Source organism: Chitinophaga sp. YR573, from assembly GCF_900110995.1.
In the GTDB taxonomy this organism is placed as follows: Bacteria; Bacteroidota; Bacteroidia; order Chitinophagales; family Chitinophagaceae; genus Chitinophaga.
The window spans coordinates 701,809-722,540 of the sequence record NZ_FOJF01000002.1 but is presented as its reverse complement, the minus strand read 5'-3'; the positions used below and the strand labels follow the sequence as shown (position 1 = coordinate 722,540).

General features: G+C 42.8%; 15 protein-coding genes. 4 read left to right on the top strand and 11 right to left on the bottom strand.

Annotation, left to right across the window (positions count from 1 at the left end):
• Positions 1–35: 35 nt before the first annotated feature.
• The 3 genes from BMW86_RS22850 to BMW86_RS22840 all read right to left on the bottom strand — a co-directional run bounded on the left by BMW86_RS22850 (position 36) and on the right by BMW86_RS22840 (position 3,923).
• A complete protein-coding gene (locus BMW86_RS22850) occupies positions 36–1,436 on the bottom strand; it encodes an APC family permease (RefSeq protein WP_089784256.1) in 1,401 nt (466 codons plus the stop codon).
• Between the two features lie 125 nt (positions 1,437–1,561).
• Positions 1,562–2,998 (bottom strand): aldehyde dehydrogenase (NADP(+)), encoded by a 1,437-nt coding sequence (locus tag BMW86_RS22845; protein WP_089784255.1) that lies wholly within the window; start codon positions 2,996–2,998, stop codon positions 1,562–1,564.
• Between the two features lie 10 nt (positions 2,999–3,008).
• Complete coding sequence (locus BMW86_RS22840; RefSeq protein WP_177189364.1) at positions 3,009–3,923, bottom strand: dihydrodipicolinate synthase family protein; 915 nt, start codon at positions 3,921–3,923, stop codon at positions 3,009–3,011.
• A 268-nt stretch (positions 3,924–4,191) separates the two neighbouring features.
• Between BMW86_RS22840 and BMW86_RS22835 the strand changes: the two genes are divergently transcribed.
• Positions 4,192–5,076 (top strand): AraC family transcriptional regulator, encoded by an 885-nt coding sequence (locus BMW86_RS22835; protein WP_089784254.1) that lies wholly within the window; start codon positions 4,192–4,194, stop codon positions 5,074–5,076.
• 37 nt (positions 5,077–5,113) lie between these two features.
• Complete coding sequence (locus BMW86_RS22830) at positions 5,114–6,601, top strand: hypothetical protein (protein WP_089784253.1); 1,488 nt, start codon at positions 5,114–5,116, stop codon at positions 6,599–6,601.
• 168 nt (positions 6,602–6,769) lie between these two features.
• On the opposite strand, the gene BMW86_RS22825 is transcribed toward BMW86_RS22830, so the two are convergent.
• Both BMW86_RS22825 and BMW86_RS22820 read right to left on the bottom strand, forming a co-directional pair.
• Positions 6,770–7,834, bottom strand: coding sequence for an alpha/beta hydrolase (locus tag BMW86_RS22825; protein WP_089785758.1), 1,065 nt, complete (start codon positions 7,832–7,834; stop codon positions 6,770–6,772).
• A 299-nt stretch (positions 7,835–8,133) separates the two neighbouring features.
• Positions 8,134–8,916 carry an ester cyclase gene (locus BMW86_RS22820; RefSeq protein ID WP_089784252.1) on the bottom strand — a complete coding sequence of 261 codons (783 nt, stop codon included), beginning with the start codon at positions 8,914–8,916 and terminating at the stop codon, positions 8,134–8,136.
• A 367-nt stretch (positions 8,917–9,283) separates the two neighbouring features.
• Between BMW86_RS22820 and BMW86_RS22815 the strand changes: the two genes are divergently transcribed.
• A complete protein-coding gene (locus tag BMW86_RS22815) occupies positions 9,284–9,793 on the top strand; it encodes an OmpH/Skp family outer membrane protein (RefSeq protein WP_089784251.1) in 510 nt (169 codons plus the stop codon).
• Positions 9,794–10,079: 286 nt separating this feature from the next.
• Here BMW86_RS22815 and BMW86_RS22810 read toward each other — a convergent pair whose 3' ends face one another.
• From BMW86_RS22810 to BMW86_RS22790, 5 genes are read right to left on the bottom strand one after another with little or no spacing between them, the layout of a single operon-like run.
• Positions 10,080–12,347 carry a S9 family peptidase gene (locus tag BMW86_RS22810; RefSeq protein ID WP_089784250.1) on the bottom strand — a complete coding sequence of 756 codons (2,268 nt, stop codon included), beginning with the start codon at positions 12,345–12,347 and terminating at the stop codon, positions 10,080–10,082.
• 7 nt (positions 12,348–12,354) lie between these two features.
• Entirely contained in the window at positions 12,355–13,302 is a 948-nt protein-coding gene (locus BMW86_RS22805) for a hypothetical protein (RefSeq protein ID WP_089784249.1), read from the bottom strand.
• 19 nt (positions 13,303–13,321) lie between these two features.
• Positions 13,322–13,969 (bottom strand): hypothetical protein, encoded by a 648-nt coding sequence (locus tag BMW86_RS22800; protein WP_089784248.1) that lies wholly within the window; start codon positions 13,967–13,969, stop codon positions 13,322–13,324.
• 20 nt (positions 13,970–13,989) lie between these two features.
• On the bottom strand, positions 13,990–15,441 hold the full coding sequence (locus BMW86_RS22795; protein WP_177189363.1) for a RagB/SusD family nutrient uptake outer membrane protein: 1,452 nt from the start codon (positions 15,439–15,441) through the stop codon (positions 13,990–13,992).
• A 20-nt stretch (positions 15,442–15,461) separates the two neighbouring features.
• Positions 15,462–18,602, bottom strand: coding sequence for a SusC/RagA family TonB-linked outer membrane protein (locus BMW86_RS22790; protein WP_089784246.1), 3,141 nt, complete (start codon positions 18,600–18,602; stop codon positions 15,462–15,464).
• A 246-nt stretch (positions 18,603–18,848) separates the two neighbouring features.
• Here BMW86_RS22790 and mgrA point away from each other — a divergent pair, with 246 nt between their 5' ends.
• Positions 18,849–19,850 carry an L-glyceraldehyde 3-phosphate reductase gene (gene mgrA, locus BMW86_RS22785; RefSeq protein WP_089784245.1) on the top strand — a complete coding sequence of 334 codons (1,002 nt, stop codon included), beginning with the start codon at positions 18,849–18,851 and terminating at the stop codon, positions 19,848–19,850.
• A gap of 74 nt (positions 19,851–19,924) precedes the next feature.
• On the opposite strand, the gene BMW86_RS22780 is transcribed toward mgrA, so the two are convergent.
• Complete coding sequence (locus BMW86_RS22780) at positions 19,925–20,692, bottom strand: phosphosulfolactate synthase (protein ID WP_089784244.1); 768 nt, start codon at positions 20,690–20,692, stop codon at positions 19,925–19,927.
• Positions 20,693–20,732: the final 40 nt, after the last annotated feature.

Here is a 20,732-nt window from a genome sequence, read left to right as displayed (position 1 = left end):
CTGGTTATCAGCGCATCTTTTTTATATCTTCTCATTTATTTCTTCTCTCCCCAAACAAAATAATATACAGGTATCCCCAATAACACGATACCTAATCCAGGCCATGTATATAAAGGTTTGTATACTAATAATGCCAGGCAGATAACGATAGCAGCAATGATGTATAATAAAGGTAAAAAAGGATAACCGAATGCCTTGTAAGGGCGAGGTAAATCAGGACGTGTGCGTCTTAACCTGAAGATACCGGCAATAGTGAGGACATAGAATATCAGTACTACAAAGATCACATAATCCAGCAACTGGTTATACTTACCGCTAAGGCATAATATAGAAGCCCAGATACACTGAATCCATAAGGCTTTGCCGGGAACATCGTTCTTATTTAACTCACCTAATTTTTTAAAGAACAGACCATCCTGTGCCATAGTATAACATACCCTTGCACCAGATAAAATCAGTCCGTTATTGCATCCGAAAGTAGAGACCATTAATAACCCTGCAATGATATAAGTACCATTAGGGCCGAAGATGCGGATAGCAGCAGCTACTCCTACCCTGTCGTTCTCAGCGAAGGCGATACCATTCATCGGTAGGATACTGATGTACACTAAATTAGTAGCCACATAAATCACTGTAACCAGTAAAGTACCCAGGAACAAACTACGACCGATATTACGTTCCGGGTTCTTGATCTCACCCGCGATGAAGGTGACGTTATTCCAGGAATCACTGCTAAACAAACTGCCCACCATACTTCCGGCGATAGCCCCTAATACAGACAATCCGGCGTATGGCACCAGGTCTGTAGGGCTCATCTTTTGCAGTCTAAATCCTGTTTGCCAGTTGGCATCCCAGATAGATTTATCAGCAGCGAATAAACCGAATACGATCAATGCTAATAAGGCAGCGATCTTTGCTAAGGTGAAGCAGGTTTGGATCAGCTTTCCTTCTTTTACACCTAATGTATTGATGAAGGTGAGTAATACAATGAGTAAGATAGACGTGACCTGTGCAGCGGAAATCTGTATCAGGCCAAGGTCCAGTAAGATATTCTTCTCACTTAATACAGGGAAGAGATAGGAGGAGAATTTAGCGAAAGCAACCCCTACCGCAGCGATAGAACCCGCCTGAATAACGGTGAAGAAGCTCCAGCCGAATAAGAATCCTGTGAGGCGGTTGAACGCTTCTTTCAGGTAAACGTATTGTCCGCCGGCGTGAGGGAACATCCCGCTCAATTCGCCGTAGCTGAGTGCAGCCGTGAGAGTGAGTACCCCTGTGATGATCCAGATCAGGACTAACCAACCCGCAGAACCCACGTTACGTGTGATGTCTGCACTTACGAGGAAGATGCCTGATCCTATCATTGAGCCGGCGACGATCATCGTTGCGTCCAGCAATCCGAATGAGCGCCGGAAAGATTTTGGTTGGTCTGACATAAGTTATGTGGGCTTAATTATCTGTTGAGTTAGATAAGATACTTATCTAACTCAACAAAAAAGTTTTTCATTGTGCTGTAGTGACTCAGTTGAAGGTTTTTGCAGGGCGAAGCCCTGCACCCATATTACTTAGTCAGCTGATTATCCACTGTTCTCCATATCCCCTGCGGATTATCCTTCTTCAGTGCATCCGGTAACAGGTGATCGGGGAAGTTCTGAAAGCATACCGGGCGTACCCAGCGTTTAATAGCGCTGGTGCCTACAGAAGTAAAGCGCTGGTCTGATGTTGCCGGGAAAGGCCCGCCATGCACCATTGCAGCGCATACTTCCACTCCGGTAGGTGGTTGGTTTAAAATAATACGGCCTGCCAGTGTAGCTTGCAGGGCTATAATATCCTGCCATTGTGTGGTATCTGTTTCAGTACCTACAACAGTAGTAGTCAGTTGTCCTTTCAGGCTTTTTAATACCGCAATCAGCTCTGCTTTATCCTTACAGGTAACTACCAGGGAATAAGGCCCGAAAAGCTCCTCTTTCAAAGAGTGATTTTTCAGGAACTCGGCGCCGGTAACACGTCCCAGTGCCGGCCATGCTTCATCCGCTGCCGGGGCAGCTGTTTCACTCACTAATGTTACCTGAGCCAGCATATCAGCACGTCCTTTCACATAAGCCTGCTGAATACCGCTGTGTAACATCTTCTGTGGTGTGCTGGCTGCAATTGCAGTGCCCAGCAGTTGCAGGAAGTTTTCCAGCGCTTCACTCTGGATAGCGATGAGCAATCCGGGATTGGTACAGAACTGTCCTATTCCCAGTGTAATAGAAGCAGCAAATGTTTGTGCTAACTGAGGAGCCTGGGTTTGCAGGGCATCCGGGAAGAATACCACCGGGTTAATGCTGCTCATCTCTGCAAATACAGGGATGGGAGATTCCCTTTCAGTTGCATAGCCCATCAGCGCCTTACCACCCTGTAAAGAGCCGGTAAAGCCTACACCGGTAGTAAGCGGATGTAACACCAGATCTTTGCCTAATGCCACATCAGCCACATGCTGTACGGTATGTTCCGGCATGCCGGCAGCAGCGATGGCCTTTTGCATAGCGGTAAACACCAGTAAAGAGGTACGTGGGTGTGCCGGATGACCTTTGATAACAACGGTAGCACCGGCAGCAAGAACGCTGGCCGTATCTCCCCCTGCGGTTGAAAAGGCAAAGGGGAAGTTACTGGCGCCGAAAACAACCACTGGCCCAACAGGCAGCAGCATGCGGCGGATGTCTGGCCGGGGTGGTGTGTTATCTGGTCTGGCAGTATCTATCACAGCATCTACCCAACTCCCTTCTTTTATCAGTTCTGCGAACAGTTTTAACTGATTGGTGGTACGGGTAATCTCTCCGTTCAGACGGGCAGCAGGTAAGTTGGTTTCTTTTCCTGCTGTCTCTACTAAAATCTCTCTTTGCTTTTCTATCTCTGCTGCAATTGTTTCCAGGAAAGTTGCTCTTTCAGCGGGTTTAACCTGTTTGTACGTATCAAATGCCTGTGCAGATTGCTGCATAATTGTATCTATCTGCATGTAACTTATTTTATAATGAGAGGTAATCCGGAAGAGCAGGTCTGTTAGCGATAGAGGTATTTATCACCTTTAAGATCCTTTCTCTTTCTTCTCCTACTAAAGCTAAACGCGGAGCTCTTACCAGTTCACTACCTAAGCCGGCCTGTTGTTCTGCCAGTTTAATGTACTGTACCAGTTTAGCGTGAAGGTCCAGTTCTAATAACGGCAGGAACCAGCGATAAATTTTCAGGGCTTCTGCTATTTTACCCGCTTTTACCAGGCGGTAAATAGCCACTGTTTCAGCAGGGAAAGCACATACCAGTCCGCCTACCCAACCTACAGCGCCTAAAATTAATTCTTCCATAGCTAAGGTATCCACCCCACAAAGGATTTTATACCTGTCGCCAAAACGGTTGATCATGCGTGTAACATTCGATACATCTCTTGTAGATTCTTTTACGGCCTGGATATTAGCAAATTCCTGCAGCTGGTCGAATATCTCCAGGGTTACTTCAATTTTATAATCAACAGGATTATTATAAATCATGATGGGAAGATCTGTAGACGTAGCCACTGCTTTAAAGTACGCAATGGTTTCGCGTTCATCACTCTTATAACGCATAGGAGGTAATAACATCAGCCCTTTTGCACCCCATTTGGCCGCGTCTGCAGCCAGTTGTACCGCATCGCGGGTAGCACCTTCAGCTATATTCATTACAACAGGCACTTTACCGGCCGCCTGTTCTACTGCAAACCTGGTGAGCTTTTCTTTTTCGGTGTTGGTGAGGACACTGGCCTCACCCAGCGAACCACCCAGAATGATCCCATCAATTCCAGCATCCAGCTGCACTTTCAGGTTTTTTCCGAACAGTGGCAGATCCAGTTCATCGGCCGATGTAAACTTAGTGGTAAATGCAGGAAATATCCCTTTCCATTCGATACTCATAGAATAATTTTTTGTCAAAAATATTTCAAACATAATCAGCGGGCCTAACTGATAGTAATCAATTATAGGCTGATATTAACCTCTTTTAAGCTATAAGGGATATTAAACGGTCAGGTTAACCATTTTTTCACCCATTCGATGATTATTTTATGAAATTCGAGTTAATATCCGTAAGTTTGATTTAAGAGAAGAGGAATAATTGTACGATTAACACTCATTGCCAACAGACTGATCAACCAAAATACCTGTAATTAAAAAAATTTATAAGATGAAAGTGTTGCAGTTTACTATACCTGTTCCGCTGGACAAGTCCATCATTGTACAAAAAGATGTGCTCCCCTACTTTTATCCGCACCTGCACAGGCATCAGGAAATACAGCTGACCTGGGTACAGCAGGGAGAAGGAACGCTGGTAGCGGATAATAATATGCACTCCTTCCGGTCTAATGAAATCTACTGGCTGGGAGCCAATCAACCGCATATTTTCAAAAGTGAATCGTCTTACTTCCTGCCTAAAAGCCGGAAGAAGATCGTGGCATTGGTGATCTTCTTTAATCCTTACGGGGAATTATCAGCCTTCTTTAATCTGCCGGAAATCAAACTGCTGAAGAACTTTGTACAGCAGCATCAGTCGGGCTTTAAAGTCCCGCCGGAGCATGCGGTAGAGATCTCGGGTAAAATGCTGAAAGTAACCAACAGCACGGGCACAGAACAGCTGATCCATTTCGTGGACCTGTTAAAACAATTATCCTCCTACTCAGATATTACCCCACTGGCATCCGGACAAAAAACGCAGCTGGTGAGTGAACATGAAGGGATACGTGTGGGCAATATTTACAATTACATTATGCAGCACTATGATAAGCCCATTACGCTGGAAGATGCTGCCAAACAGGCTCACATGACGCCGCAGGCGTTTTGCAGGTTCTTTAAAAAGCATACGCTGCATACGTTCGTCTCCTTCTTAAATGAAGTACGGATCAACGAAGCCTGCAAAAAACTGACCGACGGTACATATGATAATATTGCTACTGTCGCTTATACATGCGGTTTTAACAGTATTACCAACTTTAACAGGGTGTTTAAGACAGTGACCTGCAAATCGCCCAGTGAGTATATTAACAGCTACTTCCAGAGCGTAGAACACGCATGATGATTATTCCGTATATTGCGGCGTAATTATCCTAACTATGAAATATGTATTGTTCGTTTTCGCACTGATTGCGTTAAAATCCAGTGCGCAGAAATATACTTTTGTGGAATCTCCGGCAGAAGTAAAAGATTATCTCCATAAATTCTTTACAACCGCCAGCGGGAAGTATGTTGATGTGCAGTATGCTGCTCCTCATGGCGCCTTTAAAGCAGACAGGGATGAAAAGAGTGCTATCGTTGCAGTATATGATCATCAGTTAAAACAGCTCTTTTCCAAGTCTTTATCAGTAACGGAAGGTAAGACGTATGAAGATGGTTATTCCCTGGGGAATAAGATAGTATTGCTTTTTTCAGAGAAGGGAAAAGCAGTATCTGCTTATGAATTAAACCCGGAAGATGGAACGGCTAAGTTAGCATCTGCATTGTTCTCCGGAGAGGATGAGTATACAAATATGCAGGCAGGATTATCTCCTGATAGCGCCCTTTCTTATGTGATATGCAGATACTACCATAAAAAAGAACCCAATACCTATACAGGTGTGATTTTAGATAAGCAGCTACACATTGTAAGTAAGATCTCGGCCTCTGATGAAGATAAGGGGAACGATATAGGTAATGTACAATTTGCGCTTTCCAATGAAGGCGTTTTTAATATCATCACTGCCGTTAGCGGATCAGATTCTAAAAAAGACTACAACCCGTTTAATTACACCGTTCAACAGATAAATACAAACGGCAAGAAAACTACAGGTCATTTAACAGGTGTACCTAAAGGCCTGTTTAGTGATATCAGCTTTCAGGCTGCAAAAAATGAATTGTCTTTTACCGGTTTCATTACATCAGAAAAAAATGGCAGAGTCACAGATGTAGTAGCTGGTGTGTATGATGGTGTACAAAAGAAAATAACGCAATCTAAAAAGAGTAGTTTTGAAGATGAAATTGGTAATACTGCTACCTTCATGGCTTATCATAAATTGAAAGATAACAGTACTATTATTATAATGCAGGAAGGACATACCAATTCCAACACAACTACCTCTTATAATCCAAACGGAGGTTTTCAGTCGGGTTACAGTCGTACTTCGATTACTATTGTAAGCGGAGACTTGTATGTCATTAAACTAAATAGTAACAATGAACTGGCATGGATGAAAACTGTTCATAAGAATCAATGGGAAGGGCAACGGTATATTTATACAGGAACAGTTTCATTGGTGGATAAAGATGACAACCTGCACCTTTTTTTCCAGGACTGTCTGAAGAATACAGACCTCGAAGATCCCAAACCTCCCCGTGCAATATTACCAGGTGATAAGAAACATGGCTTAGCGATTATGTTGATTACAAAAGACGGGAAGATGACAAAGAAGTTTGTGGATTCATTTGATAAATCCCAATACTCTGATTGTCCGTTTTCTACTGTAGATGCAATTACAGAAGGAAGAAACAGGGTGATTTATACTTCTTATGATTATAAGAATATAGGGAGATCCAGGTATCATCTGGCGACGGTGACTGTTGAATAATATTAAAGAGGCTGTCATTTTGCGTATGACAGCCTCTTTTCACGTAGTTCGGGCTCTGGTTGTTGATTTGCGAACAGGCCCCGTATATACAGTGGTTGTTTACCCAAAGAGTGTATTATGGGAGAAGCAAAAAAATTGCAGTACCCAAAAAAGACAATGCTTTGAAACCTATTCACAATACTCTATCCTTGGGTTGTTCGAACTACCACAAGGAAATGTATACTTATCCTGGGGATACTTCGGTGATGGATTATCTGTCACCTCCAGGGGAGTCATCAACTGTCCATTGTAACCCGGCATAGTTATCTGTTCTGTGGAACCGTTTCCCAATGCTACTTCTTTTCCGGCGGCGTTACCATTAAAGCTATAGTCAATAAGGGCATCCAGCAAACGGTAAACTCCATAATAATCCAGTGCATCATAGGCACTACGGCTATTGGGCAGCACATGATCAGTTACATATTTATATCCTGCAATAGTGGATGATTTGATATAGATATAATCTTTCTCACTTGTTGCAATGTTAATATGACTGAAGATATCAATTGCTAAACGGTGGTCATTGTCTGTGTCTTCATCATATACCTGGGAGATCATTTTTGTATTGGACGGAAAGTTCTGTAACTGTTCCGCCGTAGTCAGACTGCTGCCCCATGGATAGCTGTACCAGGGAGCCATGGTGAACAGGAAACGCCCGTCCTGGCCCCAACCATTCTCTGTAAAAGCCCTATAAGATAAATCTATAGTCGCTCCTCCGCCAAAAGAGTGTCCCATAAAGCCAACTTTTTTGGTATCAATAATATTAGGGTAGTCGGCCGCAGCCTCCATAAAGCCATTCCATAAAGTAAGATAACGATGGTCAATGCTTATGTCAACGGTACGATAAGGAACAAATACAACGACATAGCCTTTTTTTGCGATAAACTCAAACAGCCCCCGGTTATATTCTTTGTCTTCGCCACCATAGGGATGCGAGTAAAATATAGTCGGTTTTGCAGAAGTTATGCCCTGGGGATAGAAGATCGTTACATTGGTGCCGGCATATTCCGGATTAGGGAAGTCAATCTCCGCAACCTTGTATGAACCATCAGCGCCATACCCCGATAAAGGTCGGCCAATAGGCCCCTGTAGGTCATTATCAGAAGATGTTAATGAATTACTCTCGTTTTCATTTTTTGAGCATGCTGCCAGTAATACCAATAAAATGCCGACCTTAAATAGACTAGTTCTCATTCCTGTGTTGTCTTGTTGTGAAAATATCCTGTGCAGAATCTGAATGAACAGCATATGCGAAAAGGCAGGATCTGTTTGCACAACTAAATTAGATACGGAAATTCAGGATATTAAAAAAAAGAAGGTCAGCCCGTAAAATAAGTAGGTGAAGTATCTTAATCGTTCAGTCAGGCAACAGCTCTATGAGTTATGGTAATTCGTAAAACATAGTTGGTAAATAACTTATTGAAGACGAAACTAAAAAAGAAGGTGCCTCATTTTGGAGTGCAGTCGATTTATTTATGAGGCACCTTCTTTTTTTAGTTTGATACCCTTGTATAAACCCCTCTATCTATAGAAATATTTAATTTCTTAAACATCTCCGCAGGGTCGAAGTTTTGCTTTTTATATTCGGCCTGTACTTTTTCTTTTGCTTTTGCCAACGCTTCTTTATTAGCCCATATTGCCACGGTTACAAAGATTAGATTACCAGCGTTATCTGTATACTCATAAGCAGCATCCTGTATAAATCCGGGTAATGTTTTGATAAAGTCCCTGTTGATTTTCACTCTTTCATAGAAAGCTGTTTTTGCAGCAGCAGGGACAAGGAACTTATCTATAAAGCTAACCTGATCTTTAACATTGATATCAACCGGTAATACGTCTAATTCCTGTAAAAAGCCAAGGCGGTCTGTCTGGACATGCAGATTTGCTATTTTCCCGTTCTTAAACTCGTAAATGGCAATGGCGGTGTTAGTGATCTTTTTACCGGTAGCTGGAATATTCCTGTACTGGCCTGTTTGAGTTCCCTCCCATTTCCACCTTACTACTATTTTATTATCTTCTTCAATAAGGTCTTCTATTTCCCACCGGATATCAGGGAAAGCATTGATAAGAGGTACTACATTGCTGGCAAAGCCCTCAGGGCCTTTAACACCTTGTACGCCTGTAAAATCTGCTGAGACATAGTCATTAAGTAATGCAAAGTTTCTCTTGTTCAGCGCCTGGTCGTACAATGTTCTGATGATTTCTTTGTTGTTCATATTTTGTGCTTTGGAGATGCTTGTTGTGAATAGCATCAGGAATGCTAAAAAAGGTTTCATTTGTTTTTTACACAAAAGTAGATGAGAGAGAAAACGGAGAATTGTAAAAAATCATTGATTTAAACCGGAGCTTTATATTTGCCAGTAATTGGTTTTAGAAAGTGTTCGGGGAGTGTTCGGGGAGTCTCTATATGTTGAGCACACGTATCTCCAACGTATGTTCTACCTATAGAGACTTCCCGAACACTCCTACTATAGGTTTACATAAATCTATTTCAGGAGAATACATGAGAAAATATATTACTAAGTGTTGTTTACGCATTGATAATGAACAACTATCAAAGGCTTAACTTTCCTTTACCATACCTTTAACTTTTTATTTTAATACTATTGTACATCTTACAGCCACAACCTTATATGAACATTTATGATTAAAATCTGTACAATTGCATTGCTGGTCTCCTTTGGTACTTTGATATCTACACGCAGTAATGCACAAGCGAAAATCGCTTATATTAATATGCAGCAGCTTATTTCCAGTATGCCGGAAGCCAAACGTGCTTACGATACGCTACAGGTATTTGAACAGGAATTGAACAAAGACGGACAAATGCTGATGACTGAATTTCAGGCTAAGGTTGCTGCTTATCAGAAGGATGAACCAACACTGAAAGCAGATATTAAAGAAGTAAGATTAAAAGAGCTGGAAGCATCCAAGACCAATATAGAAGACTATAAAGAGCGTATGGAGCAGAAGATCGCTGCACGCGAACAGAAACTGACTATTCCCATTATCGCAAAGGCGAAGAAAGCAGTATCTGATGTAGCAGCAGAAAAAGGAATCGTATGTGTATTAGATAATTCAAAAGATATTGTGGTATCAGCTACCTGCGAGGATTTGCTGGCACCCGCGAAACTAAAACTAGGGATAAAATAAAATTGTGTGATCTCACATAATTAATTGAAAGAGGGGGTATCAAAGTTTTGATACTCCCTCTTTAAGTTTTGCCATAAAACATGATAGGCTCCGTTAGGAGCCCCGTGTTTGTAGAAAATATCTATATCTTATTTAATTGACTCCGTAGGAGTCCCCTATTATTCGCGGATTAGGGGACTCCTACGGAGTCTGTTGTTTGTTGGATACATTCTTTGCTACAAACACGGGGCTCCTAACGGAGCCTATCATGTTTTGTTACAAATACGGAGATCCTAATGAAGCTAATTTATTCTTTATTCCTCTCAGGCGGCTCTACACCTAACAGATTCCGCACAAAGAAATCACGTTTCTTCTTACGGCCATACGGCCCCCCATCACTATGGTCCATACCAGGTACTACCAGCAGGTCAAAGTCCTTATTGGCTTTTATCAGCGCATCTACTACACGGTAAGTAGATTCCGGTGGTACATTATGGTCTGCCTCTCCTACTATCAGCAATAATTTGCCCTGTAGCTTTGCAGCATTCGTTACATTCGACTGTGCCTCATAATGTGGCCCTACAGGATAACCCATCCACTGCTCATTCCACCATTGCTTATCCACCCGGTTATCATGGCATCCACAGGCAGATACCGCGGCTTTGTAAAACTCAGGATGGAACAGCAAAGCGCCCGCGGAGTTTTGCCCACCGGCAGAAGTGCCGTATAACCCCACGCGGGAAGTATCTACATAAGGATACCGCGCGGCCAGGGCTTTAATCCAGAGAATACGGTCCGGCAAACCGGCATCTGCCAGGTTATGCCAGCAGAGGTCATGAAAGGCTTTGGAACGGTTGGCAGTGCCCATACCATCTATCTGCACAACAATGAAACCCAGTTCAGCTAAACTTTGCATTTCGCCATAAGGCATGAAGGTTTTAGGCACAAAAGCATCCTGAGGCCCGGCATAGATGTTTTCAATCACAGGATAACGATACGTGCTATCAAAATGACGGGGGCGGCATACCACTCCCCATATATCTGTTTGCCCATCTCTTGCCTTGGTATGGAATACTTCCGGCAAGCGCATCCCCATCGCCAGATAATCCTTCAGATCTGCCCTTTCTACCTCCATTAGCAGCTTCCCGTCGCTGGTACGATGTAATTCCGTCACAGGAGGCAAATCCGGCCGGGAATACGTATCCAGGTAATAAGTTTTGGCAGGAGAAAAACTGAGTGCATGCTGGGCGTTGGCAGTCGTGAGTTTCACCAGGTGAGAACCATCAAAATTAATACGGTAATAGTGAATATTGTAAGGGTCTTCCCCTTCATTCATACCACTACCACGAAACCAGATTTCCCGCTTCTTTTCATCTACACTATCTACCCCACGTACAATCCACGGCCCGGTAGTGATTTCATTTTTAATCGTTCCTTTCAAAATATCTACCAGGTACAAATGATACCAGCCATCTTTCTCTGAAGACCAGATCATCTCATTACTGTCTTCTATATAATGCGTAAAAATCCGCTCTTCATAAATGAAAGTATTCGTCTTTTCATCTATGACATTACGGGTACTGCCATTAGATGCATCTACTTCTATTACACGAAAACGCTGATGCCCTCTGTCTGCCTTTTCATATGTAAAATAACGGGGATCGTTTTTACGCCAGCGTAAATAAGGCTTACCCAGGAAATCATAAATTTCAGTATTTACTTTAACTGCTTTCTTATCTGCTATATTAAATATAAACATCTCGAAGCTGGTGAAAGGATCTCCGGGCTGTGCATATTCTTCTGTATCCAGTCTGGCCCTCGTGGTATTGGGTAAGGAAGAAAACAGGTGATGCACGGATTGTATCACTACGGGATTGATATGATATCCAACCAGGTATTTACTGTCTGGCGACCATTTCAATGCACCATAAGGTTTGTCTTTTGTTCCATCCGTCGTAAAAGGAATTTCCTCTTCTCCTGATTTTACAAATACATTACCATCTCTGATGAAGGCAGTCCATTCTTTGCTGGGAGATACACTATCACTGGCGGTGTTATCATCATGAAATTCCCAACGGCTATGATGTTCAAATCCACTGTTGTTAATGGGTACTACAGGTATAGCTGCTGATGTGCAGTTATAAGTAGATAAATTACAATTATACCATTTGCCTTTCACCTGTACTAAAACAGTATTTCCTTTTGCCGGATAAACAAGATCAGTAATTGGTAACCGATCACTTTTTAATGTTGTATCCATAACCTTTGATAAACCTGCCGCCATTTTCACATGGTCAAAAGCAGGTTTTTTAACAGCCTTTGAAACATCTGATAATATAAATTCGCAGGTACTGTCTGCCAGGACGTTCTTATAAAAGAAGCTGGTCTCTCCCGGTAACCAACGGGCTCTTACAGATGCTTTATACACTTTGTTACGGATGGTAGAGTCCAGCAATGCTGCACTGCGGTAAGCTACCTTCTCATCTTCCCGGGAAGGATGATAAGAAGGTAGTTGGGCTAATAATCTATTAGTAAATAAACATCCGAAGAGAAAAATAAAATAACGTCCTGACATAAATTAATTATTGTTGTTTTCTAACCACATTACTTAAATGTATTGTGACCGTATACGTTCCCTGCAATAAATATTTAATCGTAAACACGGGATTGATGTTCATGTTAATATCTGTAAACTGACCCGCCACACGATAATAACAGATGTAATTACTCCAGGCGTTGGCCCCTATAAAACACTGGGAGAACACAGGAAACTCAGGCGCTACCGGATATTCATAGATATACCCTGAATCTGTCTTTACCTCCGGGAAATAAGGGTCCCAGTTGGATAAAGTAGGCCGGTCCCCTCTCTTGATAATCTCTCCTTTAGCCGGACTAAAAGCCGTTCCATTCTTATCTACAAATTTAAGAATGATTTTATTAGGTCCTGCCACACGCTGAACATCTATCACCAATGCAGAAGCATCCTGACCGGTAAACACTTCGCCTACTAATGTAGACGTACTCCATGCCTTATAGGTAAGATTAAAAGCAGTAGCCGGATTGATAATAATATCACAGGCATTTTTCAATGTCCTGCTACCCCGCATGTTAAACACATTCACATCAATGGTATACGTGCCGGCCTCCACATAATTAGTAGCCTGTGTAAGCTCCAGACGCCCACCTGTATGATTGATATTAAAAGGTTTCACCAGGCTATCCCCCAGTTTCTTATTCAATAAAGCCACTGTTGAATCTTCAAAGGTAACAGCAGTACGGTAAATAGGCACGTTTTGTACCTTAGAAAAAAGACTGTCTACTATTTCACCCGTCGCTTTATTCCTTATCTGTAATAAATCCGCATATAAAGGATTGGTAGATCCATCAGACTCTATAGGGTCTGAATAGGTAGCAATACCCTGAGGCACATTGAACGGATTATTCCTGTAATAAATATTCTCCCCCAGATATCCTTCTACCGGCTTTTTACAGGCGCAGAGCAGGAAGATCAATATATAAAACCGTTTCATAAGTTAGCTGTTAAGTGAATTAAAAACGAACAAATACATGCTGGTTAGTGAGTACGTGTAACACTCCCCCACTGGAAGTAAGAATACCCGTAGTCTGACATGGTACCTGTGTATCCGCATCCGGATCATTAGGGTCTGTTGTACTATTATCCAGTGTGCCTCTTACCTTGGTGTAATACAACAGGTATACCGGTGTTTTAGACCAGGTGTAATAAGCAGGATCTGTTTGTTTTATTTTAAGGACAGCAGCAGGCGTATTCCCCAATGTAGTATACCTTACCGCGGTCTCCTGTGCATCAGGCACCGTGATGGCTTCCTTGAAAAGATATTGCCTCACAGAATCTACGGTGATATCGTTGTACATATCATCCAGTGAGTAACGGTTATTCTCATTGATCTGCCTTACAGAATCCAGTTTATGCTGTAGAAATCTGGCTACAGAATAATCTGTAGGTGCGAAGAATGTTTTAGCACTATTGACTTCATTCTTGAGGTTATAATGATCTATGATCATGATTACCGTATCAAACATCTGAAACTGGTGTTTGGCGAGATAGTCATATGTAGAGAGATCGGTGTGTGCAGAGCTAAGCCCACCATCTGTAAGGTAAGATTCTTTCTTACAGGCGGTAAACAGCAACAGGCATATTATCAGTATACGTGTCATACATTAAATGATTTAATCGTTTACAATTTACCTTTCCAGTAAGGCGTTTGTACCAGCAAAGAATTGGCAGTGATCAGCACCGGATCTAAAGGCCAGTAGTACTTCCCCTGCTGAAACTGAGTGGCAGAAATCTTGTCTTCTCCAAACTCTACTATACCTGTCTTTTTAGCCAGGCGTACAAGGTCGTAGAAACGATGGCCTTCCAAAAACAACTCCCTCCCTCTTTCATCAATAATGTTCTCAAATAAGTCTGCATCATCTGCATCGGAATGAGGTAACCCCGCCATTGTCCTGATCGTGTCCAGTAATGGACGTGCTCCTGCATAATTACCCGTAGCAGCCAATGCTTCTGCCCTTAGCAGGGTAATATCTGATAAACGAAAAACGATGATGTTATTAAAAGCTAAAGGGTCAGTATTACCGGTACCATTATACGTGATATTATCATACTTGATGCAGATAGGATCTGTAGAGCTCAGATAAGCAAAGGCACTATTCCTTCTAAGGTCCGTAGTGTCACTATATAGTGCTGATAAGGTGGTTAAATTGAGGGGTAAGTAAGAGTTGCCGGTATTGATGGACAGATATTTATCTGACCTCAGCGTATAAAATGCAATGCTGTTATAAGATGCCCCTTCGTTTGAGGCATTCTGCGCTATCTCAAAGATGCCTTCAGAAGATTTGCCATCATAAATACTGAGGTAATTATTTCTGTTCACATAACCGTAAAAGCCACTACTGATCACAGAGTCTGCAATAGGTGCACATTTAGCGTAATCTCCCTGCCAGGCATAAATATGTGCCAGCAAGGCGTAAGCAGCGCCTTTATTGGCACGTACTACTTTATCAGAGGATACACCGTTTGTCCAGGGAAGGGAAATGATGGCCTGCTTTACATCAGCAATAGCCTGATCAAGGATTTCCTTTTCAGTAGCACGGGCTACATTTTTGGTAGTCGCCACATCTTCTACCGCCTGTAATACCAGTGGTACTCCTCCCCATACACGTGCCATGTAGAAATAACTGAAAGCCCTGTTGAAATAAGCCTCTCCCAGAAATTCCTGCTGACGGTCTGTAGGGATAGAAGGAATATGTTTGATGCAACGGTTCGACTGATCAATGACACGGTAGAAGTTCTCATACCGGCGTAATTTCATCACTGGTTCGTAGGTATTCGCTGCAGGAATAGGCTGTGCCCATTGCCCGTTTTTAATGTAGTAGTAAGCATAGTCACCACCACCATATGTGGAACTGAATTCATCGGTAGGCATATCGCCATAAGCGTAATACGCCATACCATCATTCAGCGCCATTCTCAGCAAAGCGTAACAAGCGGCAACAGCAGAATTGGCGTCATCTTCAGTGCGCCAGATACCACCGTCAGTAGCAGTGCTGTAAGGTTCTTTATCCAGAAACTTACTACAGGATGTGATGGTTAACACGAGTAGTAAATAGCATATATACTTTTTCATAAAGAGCTGTTTCATAGTGATCATAACTGTACCTGTAAGCCCAACGTATACTTCTTGGGAAGCGGATAATCATTACCGCTGGAATAACCTGCAGCATTTATCAGCTCAGGGTCTGGTACGGTAGCATTAGACAATACAAAGATGTTATCCAGCATACCATAGATGCGCAGACCGCCAATTTTCAGATGTTTTACCAATCCCTGTGAGAAGTTATACCCCAGCATAATGTTCTTCATCCTGAAAAAACTGGCATCTTCCACAAAGACGGAGTTGGCAATATTCCATTTGTCTACGTTGTTACTTAACAATGATCCGTACTGTGCATTATCTCCTTCCTGTTGCCAGAAAGTAGCGCCTTTGAAATCAGATGCTGGTCCGGAGTTAGGTCCCCAGCTACTGGCAATACTACCACTTGAACCATTGAGTTTATCCGACAGATATCCGTTCCATAATTTCCTGCCTTTAATGAATGTGCAAAGCACAGACATAGAGAACCCTTTATAAGTAAAGGTATTGGTGATACCACCGGTCACATGTGCCTGCGGATCTCCATAGGACACTTTATCCAGCAGATCTATCTTATAATCGCCGTTCTGGTCTACCAGGATAGGATCTCCTGCACCATATGGATTACCACCGTTAAAGGTTAAACGTTTGCCCGTTAATGGGTCTGTAGGCACATCAGAATCCTTTGAATACACACCATTCACCTGCCATACTTTGTAGGTGAACATAGGGCGGCCTACTGTAAGGGTTTGCTGCATCCAGGGTGGACCAGCAACCAGGTCTCTGTTATTATCAGGCAGGCGGGTAATATAATTCTTGTTAAAGGCGATGTTGAAGTTGGTATTCCATTGCAGTTTCCAGCTGGATGGGAAATTGCTGGAGTTTATAGTAATTTCTATACCTGTATTACGGAAGTCTACCAGGTTACCGGAATAGAAAGAATAACCGGTTGTTCCGCGGGCCAGTACATTATCCAGGTATACGTTCTTACCATCACGAGCGTACCAGTCGGCCGTTAATGAAATACGGTCATGCATAAAATTCACGTCCATCCCGATATCCGTTTGCGGATAACTTTCCCAGGTGATATTCCGGTTCGCAGCAGGTGAACTATAATCAGGATATACGACCGTAGTACCATTGTAGTTACTCATGTTACCAACCACATTGCCTCCCAGTGAAGAAGAGTAATAGCTGGCATTGGTAGTGAGTGCCTGGTACTTCGCATAATAACCCGCAGGGTCATTACCGGTAACACCATAACTACCGCGGAACTTCAGGAAGTTCACGACTTTTTTAGCTGGTTCGAAAAAGGGTTCTTCCGATACGATCCATCCTGCGGAAGCAGAGTAGAAATTACCCCAGCGGTTGCTGCTGCTGTATTTGGAAGAAGCATCTCTTCTATAACTTCCGGAAATGAGGTACTTCTCTTTATATTCGTAGTTAAGGCGGCCAAACCAGGACAACCTTGAACGCTCTTCCAGATGCGATTGTGCATAGAGGTTATTACCACGGGAGATCCCTTCAATTGTCTGTAATCCTCCTACTGTCAGATTATTCCCCTCTGCATAAGTAAATTTATTCTGCTGGTTCTCTGCACCCTGCCCCAATACTACGCTTACACTATGTTTGCCCATCGTCTTTGACCAGTTGATGTAGTTCTCTACTTCCCAACGGGCCGTCAGGTTATTAAAGTTATACGCATCATTACGGTTGAGCGTGTTGATAGATTTATCCTTATAATAATCCCTTCTGTTGTTATTATAATTATGCGAGAAGGAACTGGTGAATACGAGGTTCTTTGCCAGTGTATCCGTTAGCTTTACATTACTGGTGAGATAAAAGAAATTATCATTATCCAGTACGTTGCTATAATTGCCCTGATACGCGGCCACCTGCGCAGCTGATACATTCCAGAAAGAGGAAGGGAAATTCCAGGTATCGAACGGATAACGGGTACCATCACCGGTACCGTGTTTCACCTTTACAAAGGAAGGCAATACATCTATCGCGATATTAATCTTTTTACCCGGATTCAATGACAGGAATAAGTGAGGTGATAAACGTTTCATATAGTATCCTCTCATCACCCCTTCTTCTTTATATCCATTTACAGATAAACGGTAGCTATAACCTACATTGGCGGCACTTACGCTGGCGTCTATATTATTAATAGAGGCATTTTGCAGGAAGATACCCTGCCAGTCGGTGTTATTATTAAAAGCAGGGTTCAGACTATCTGTTAAGAATACGCTCAGATTAGCGAAGTTATTATACCCGCTTTTATACAACATCTCCATCTTCATTCTTCTCTCTGCCGCACCTACCAGCATGGGTTTCATGGCAGGCTTCTGTGCAATACCGGTGTAATAGTTTACAGTGTACTGAGGCAAACCGGATTTTGGTCGTTTCGTTTTTACAAGGATAACGCCATTGGCACCTCTTGCACCATAGATAGCTGCTGCTGATGCATCTTTTAATACATCTATTGATTCAATATCATTCGGATTGATAGCGGTGAGCGGATTGTTATTATACGAGCCGTTATTAGAGGGCAGCATATCGTTTACGTTATAGATGATACCATCTATCACATACAGCGGATTACTTACGCCGCCTAATGTAACGCTGTTGCTGCCACGCACATTCACGATCCCGTTACTGCCGGGTTCTCCGGACACGCTTAATACAGAAAGACCGGCTACACGCCCTTGCAGCATCTGGTCGAATGTAGCATAGGGAATGTTTTCAATGTCTTTACCTTTTACGGAAGAGACGGCACCGGTAGTTTTACGCCGCTGGATATCCTGGTAGCCGATTACGACTACGTCGTTCAATCCTTTGACATCTTCCTGCAGTTGAATGTCGAGCGTGGATTTGTTACCGACTTTTATTTCCTGCGACTGAAAACCTACGAAACTCACCAGTACAGAAGGGTTGGCGGTTTTCAGTTCGAGGGTGAATTGTCCTTTGTCGTTGGTAGTAGTTCCCTGTTTGGAACCCTTTTCACGTACGACCACTCCGGGCACGGGTGTATTTGTTTTTTTGTCTGTTACCTTCCCTGATAATTTCACCTGGGCAAACAGCACGTAAGGTAGCAGCAATAGACATATGCCAATAAGAGGCACCTTCAGATGGGTAAACTGATAGCTCATTGTTGCAATTAATTAAATGTAATGGAATACCACAGTTGTTACAGGCACTGATCTTCTTATAATACCATTGGTTGATAATTGTCCATAACCTGAATAGAATATAGCTACAATGCGACAGCCGGCATGTACACAAATAGGTAGCTTGTAATATTATAAATCTACATCTATCGCCCTCTTCCGGATTTGCAGATTTTACCTTTTTGTTTACAAATAACAACTATCTTGGACATCCTAAATATCATTATTATGAGCGCTTATGTACCAGCTACCGACCGGTATGACTCTATGCAATATAACCGCTGCGGAAAAAGCGGTATCCGGCTTCCGGCTATCTCACTGGGTCTGTGGCATAATTTCGGTTCTATAGATTCTTTTGACAATGGCCAGCAGATCGTACGCCGTGCTTTTGATAAGGGGATCACCCATTTTGACCTGGCCAATAACTACGGACCTGTTCCGGGATCTGCTGAAGAAAACTTCGGCGCTATCCTTAAAAAGGATTTTAATACGGGTACGCTCCGTGATGAGCTGATCATTTCTTCCAAGGCAGGTTATTTAATGTGGCCTGGTCCTTATGGAGAATGGGGCTCCAGGAAGTATATGATTTCCAGCCTCGACCAGAGCCTGCGTCGTTTACAGCTGGATTATGTAGATATCTTCTATTCCCACCGTCCTGATCCCAATACTCCTATTGAAGAAACAATGGGGGCGCTGGATAGTATTGTACGGTCGGGGAAAGCTTTATATGTGGGATTATCCAATTATTCTGCGGATGAGACGAAGGCGGCCTTAGCGGTGCTGAAATCTCTGGGTACTCCCTGCCTGATCCATCAGCCTAAATATTCCATGTTCGAGAGATGGGTGGAAAACGGTTTGCTGGATGTACTGGAAGCAAATGGGGTGGGATGTATTCCTTTCTCCCCGCTTGCACAGGGATTACTGACAGACAGATATATTAAAGGTATTCCGGAAGGTTCACGTGCCAGTAAGCCCAGCGGTTTCCTGAAAGCAACCCAGATTACGGATGAGACAATAAGTAAGATCGTTCGTTTGAATGAGATTGCGTTACGCAGGGGGCAGTCACTGGCTCAGATGGCGCTTTCCTGGTTACTGAAAGATAAGAGGATCACCACGGTGCTGATAGGTGCAAGTTCTGTTGCCCAGCTGGATAATAACCTGGGAGCATTAGAGAATGTGCATTATGCGGATGAGGAGTTGAAGGAGATTGAAAGTATCTTAAAAGGATAGTTAGAATTTTTTAGGGATGGTGCGATGCACCATCCCTAAAAAATTGAGGGGTTTTGCAGGGCTTCGCCCTGCACCTAGTCATTTAAATAGAACTGGAAACTGTCACCTCTCAGGCCTATACGCATTGCTTCCAGCGCAATAACCTCTTTAGAGGAGATGTTACCCAGGTTCACGTTACAACCTACTAATTGCAGGAAATACAGCTGCTGATCTTTACGGGGAGTTTCCCAGATGATCCTTTCATAAGGGATCTGTGTAAGGATCTCCTGTACCAGTCCTTCACGCACCTCACCTGAATCACGGTAAAGGCCCACATTACCCGTTTCACGGGCTTCTGCGATGATATATGCAGAACCAGCTTCCATTTCAGCTTTCATCAGCTCTATCCACTTATAAGGCGGTGTAATATGTTCTCTGTCTTTATCCTTGGAACCAATTTCACTTAATACCGTACCCAGCTTCGCCAGTTTCTCTATATACCCGCATTTTTCTGCGTGTGGAATAGAAAGGGAACCATCAGATACTTCCATATAATTGATACCATAGTCTTTAATGATACGCAGGTAATCATCAAACTGATTACGGATGATGAAAGCTTCCAGCAACAGGCCACCAAAATAAACCGGGATATTATGTGCCTGATATATTTTGATCTTTTCGTCCAGGTTAGGTGTTACGTAAGCAGTACCAAAAGCCAGTTTCACCATGTCTACATAAGGAGCGGCACCAGACAGAAAATCTCTTGTATCCTGCAGGCTCAGTCCTTTATCAGTAACCATTGTAATACCATGTGAACGGGGACTTTGTGTACGTTCCGGGATTTTGTCCAGGTTAAAATTCATTTTTCTATGGATTTAGCTTCCGGGGCAAAGGTATTCAAAA

What these genes read in the sequence shown, in the direction of transcription:
- BMW86_RS22850 (WP_089784256.1), bottom strand. Translation starts at nt 1,436, where the DNA reads ATGTCAGACCAACCAAAATCTTTCCGGCGCTCATTCGGATTGCTGGAC.
- BMW86_RS22845 (WP_089784255.1), bottom strand. Translation starts at nt 2,998, where the DNA reads ATGCAGATAGATACAATTATGCAGCAATCTGCACAGGCATTTGATACG.
- BMW86_RS22840 (WP_177189364.1), bottom strand. Translation starts at nt 3,923, where the DNA reads ATGAGTATCGAATGGAAAGGGATATTTCCTGCATTTACCACTAAGTTT.
- BMW86_RS22835 (WP_089784254.1), top strand. Translation starts at nt 4,192, where the DNA reads ATGAAAGTGTTGCAGTTTACTATACCTGTTCCGCTGGACAAGTCCATC.
- BMW86_RS22830 (WP_089784253.1), top strand. Translation starts at nt 5,114, where the DNA reads ATGAAATATGTATTGTTCGTTTTCGCACTGATTGCGTTAAAATCCAGT.
- BMW86_RS22825 (WP_089785758.1), bottom strand. Translation starts at nt 7,834, where the DNA reads ATGAGAACTAGTCTATTTAAGGTCGGCATTTTATTGGTATTACTGGCA.
- BMW86_RS22820 (WP_089784252.1), bottom strand. Translation starts at nt 8,916, where the DNA reads ATGAAACCTTTTTTAGCATTCCTGATGCTATTCACAACAAGCATCTCC.
- BMW86_RS22815 (WP_089784251.1), top strand. Translation starts at nt 9,284, where the DNA reads ATGATTAAAATCTGTACAATTGCATTGCTGGTCTCCTTTGGTACTTTG.
- BMW86_RS22810 (WP_089784250.1), bottom strand. Translation starts at nt 12,347, where the DNA reads ATGTCAGGACGTTATTTTATTTTTCTCTTCGGATGTTTATTTACTAAT.
- BMW86_RS22805 (WP_089784249.1), bottom strand. Translation starts at nt 13,302, where the DNA reads ATGAAACGGTTTTATATATTGATCTTCCTGCTCTGCGCCTGTAAAAAG.
- BMW86_RS22800 (WP_089784248.1), bottom strand. Translation starts at nt 13,969, where the DNA reads ATGACACGTATACTGATAATATGCCTGTTGCTGTTTACCGCCTGTAAG.
- BMW86_RS22795 (WP_177189363.1), bottom strand. Translation starts at nt 15,441, where the DNA reads ATGAAAAAGTATATATGCTATTTACTACTCGTGTTAACCATCACATCC.
- BMW86_RS22790 (WP_089784246.1), bottom strand. Translation starts at nt 18,602, where the DNA reads ATGAGCTATCAGTTTACCCATCTGAAGGTGCCTCTTATTGGCATATGT.
- mgrA (WP_089784245.1), top strand. Translation starts at nt 18,849, where the DNA reads ATGAGCGCTTATGTACCAGCTACCGACCGGTATGACTCTATGCAATAT.
- BMW86_RS22780 (WP_089784244.1), bottom strand. Translation starts at nt 20,692, where the DNA reads ATGAATTTTAACCTGGACAAAATCCCGGAACGTACACAAAGTCCCCGT.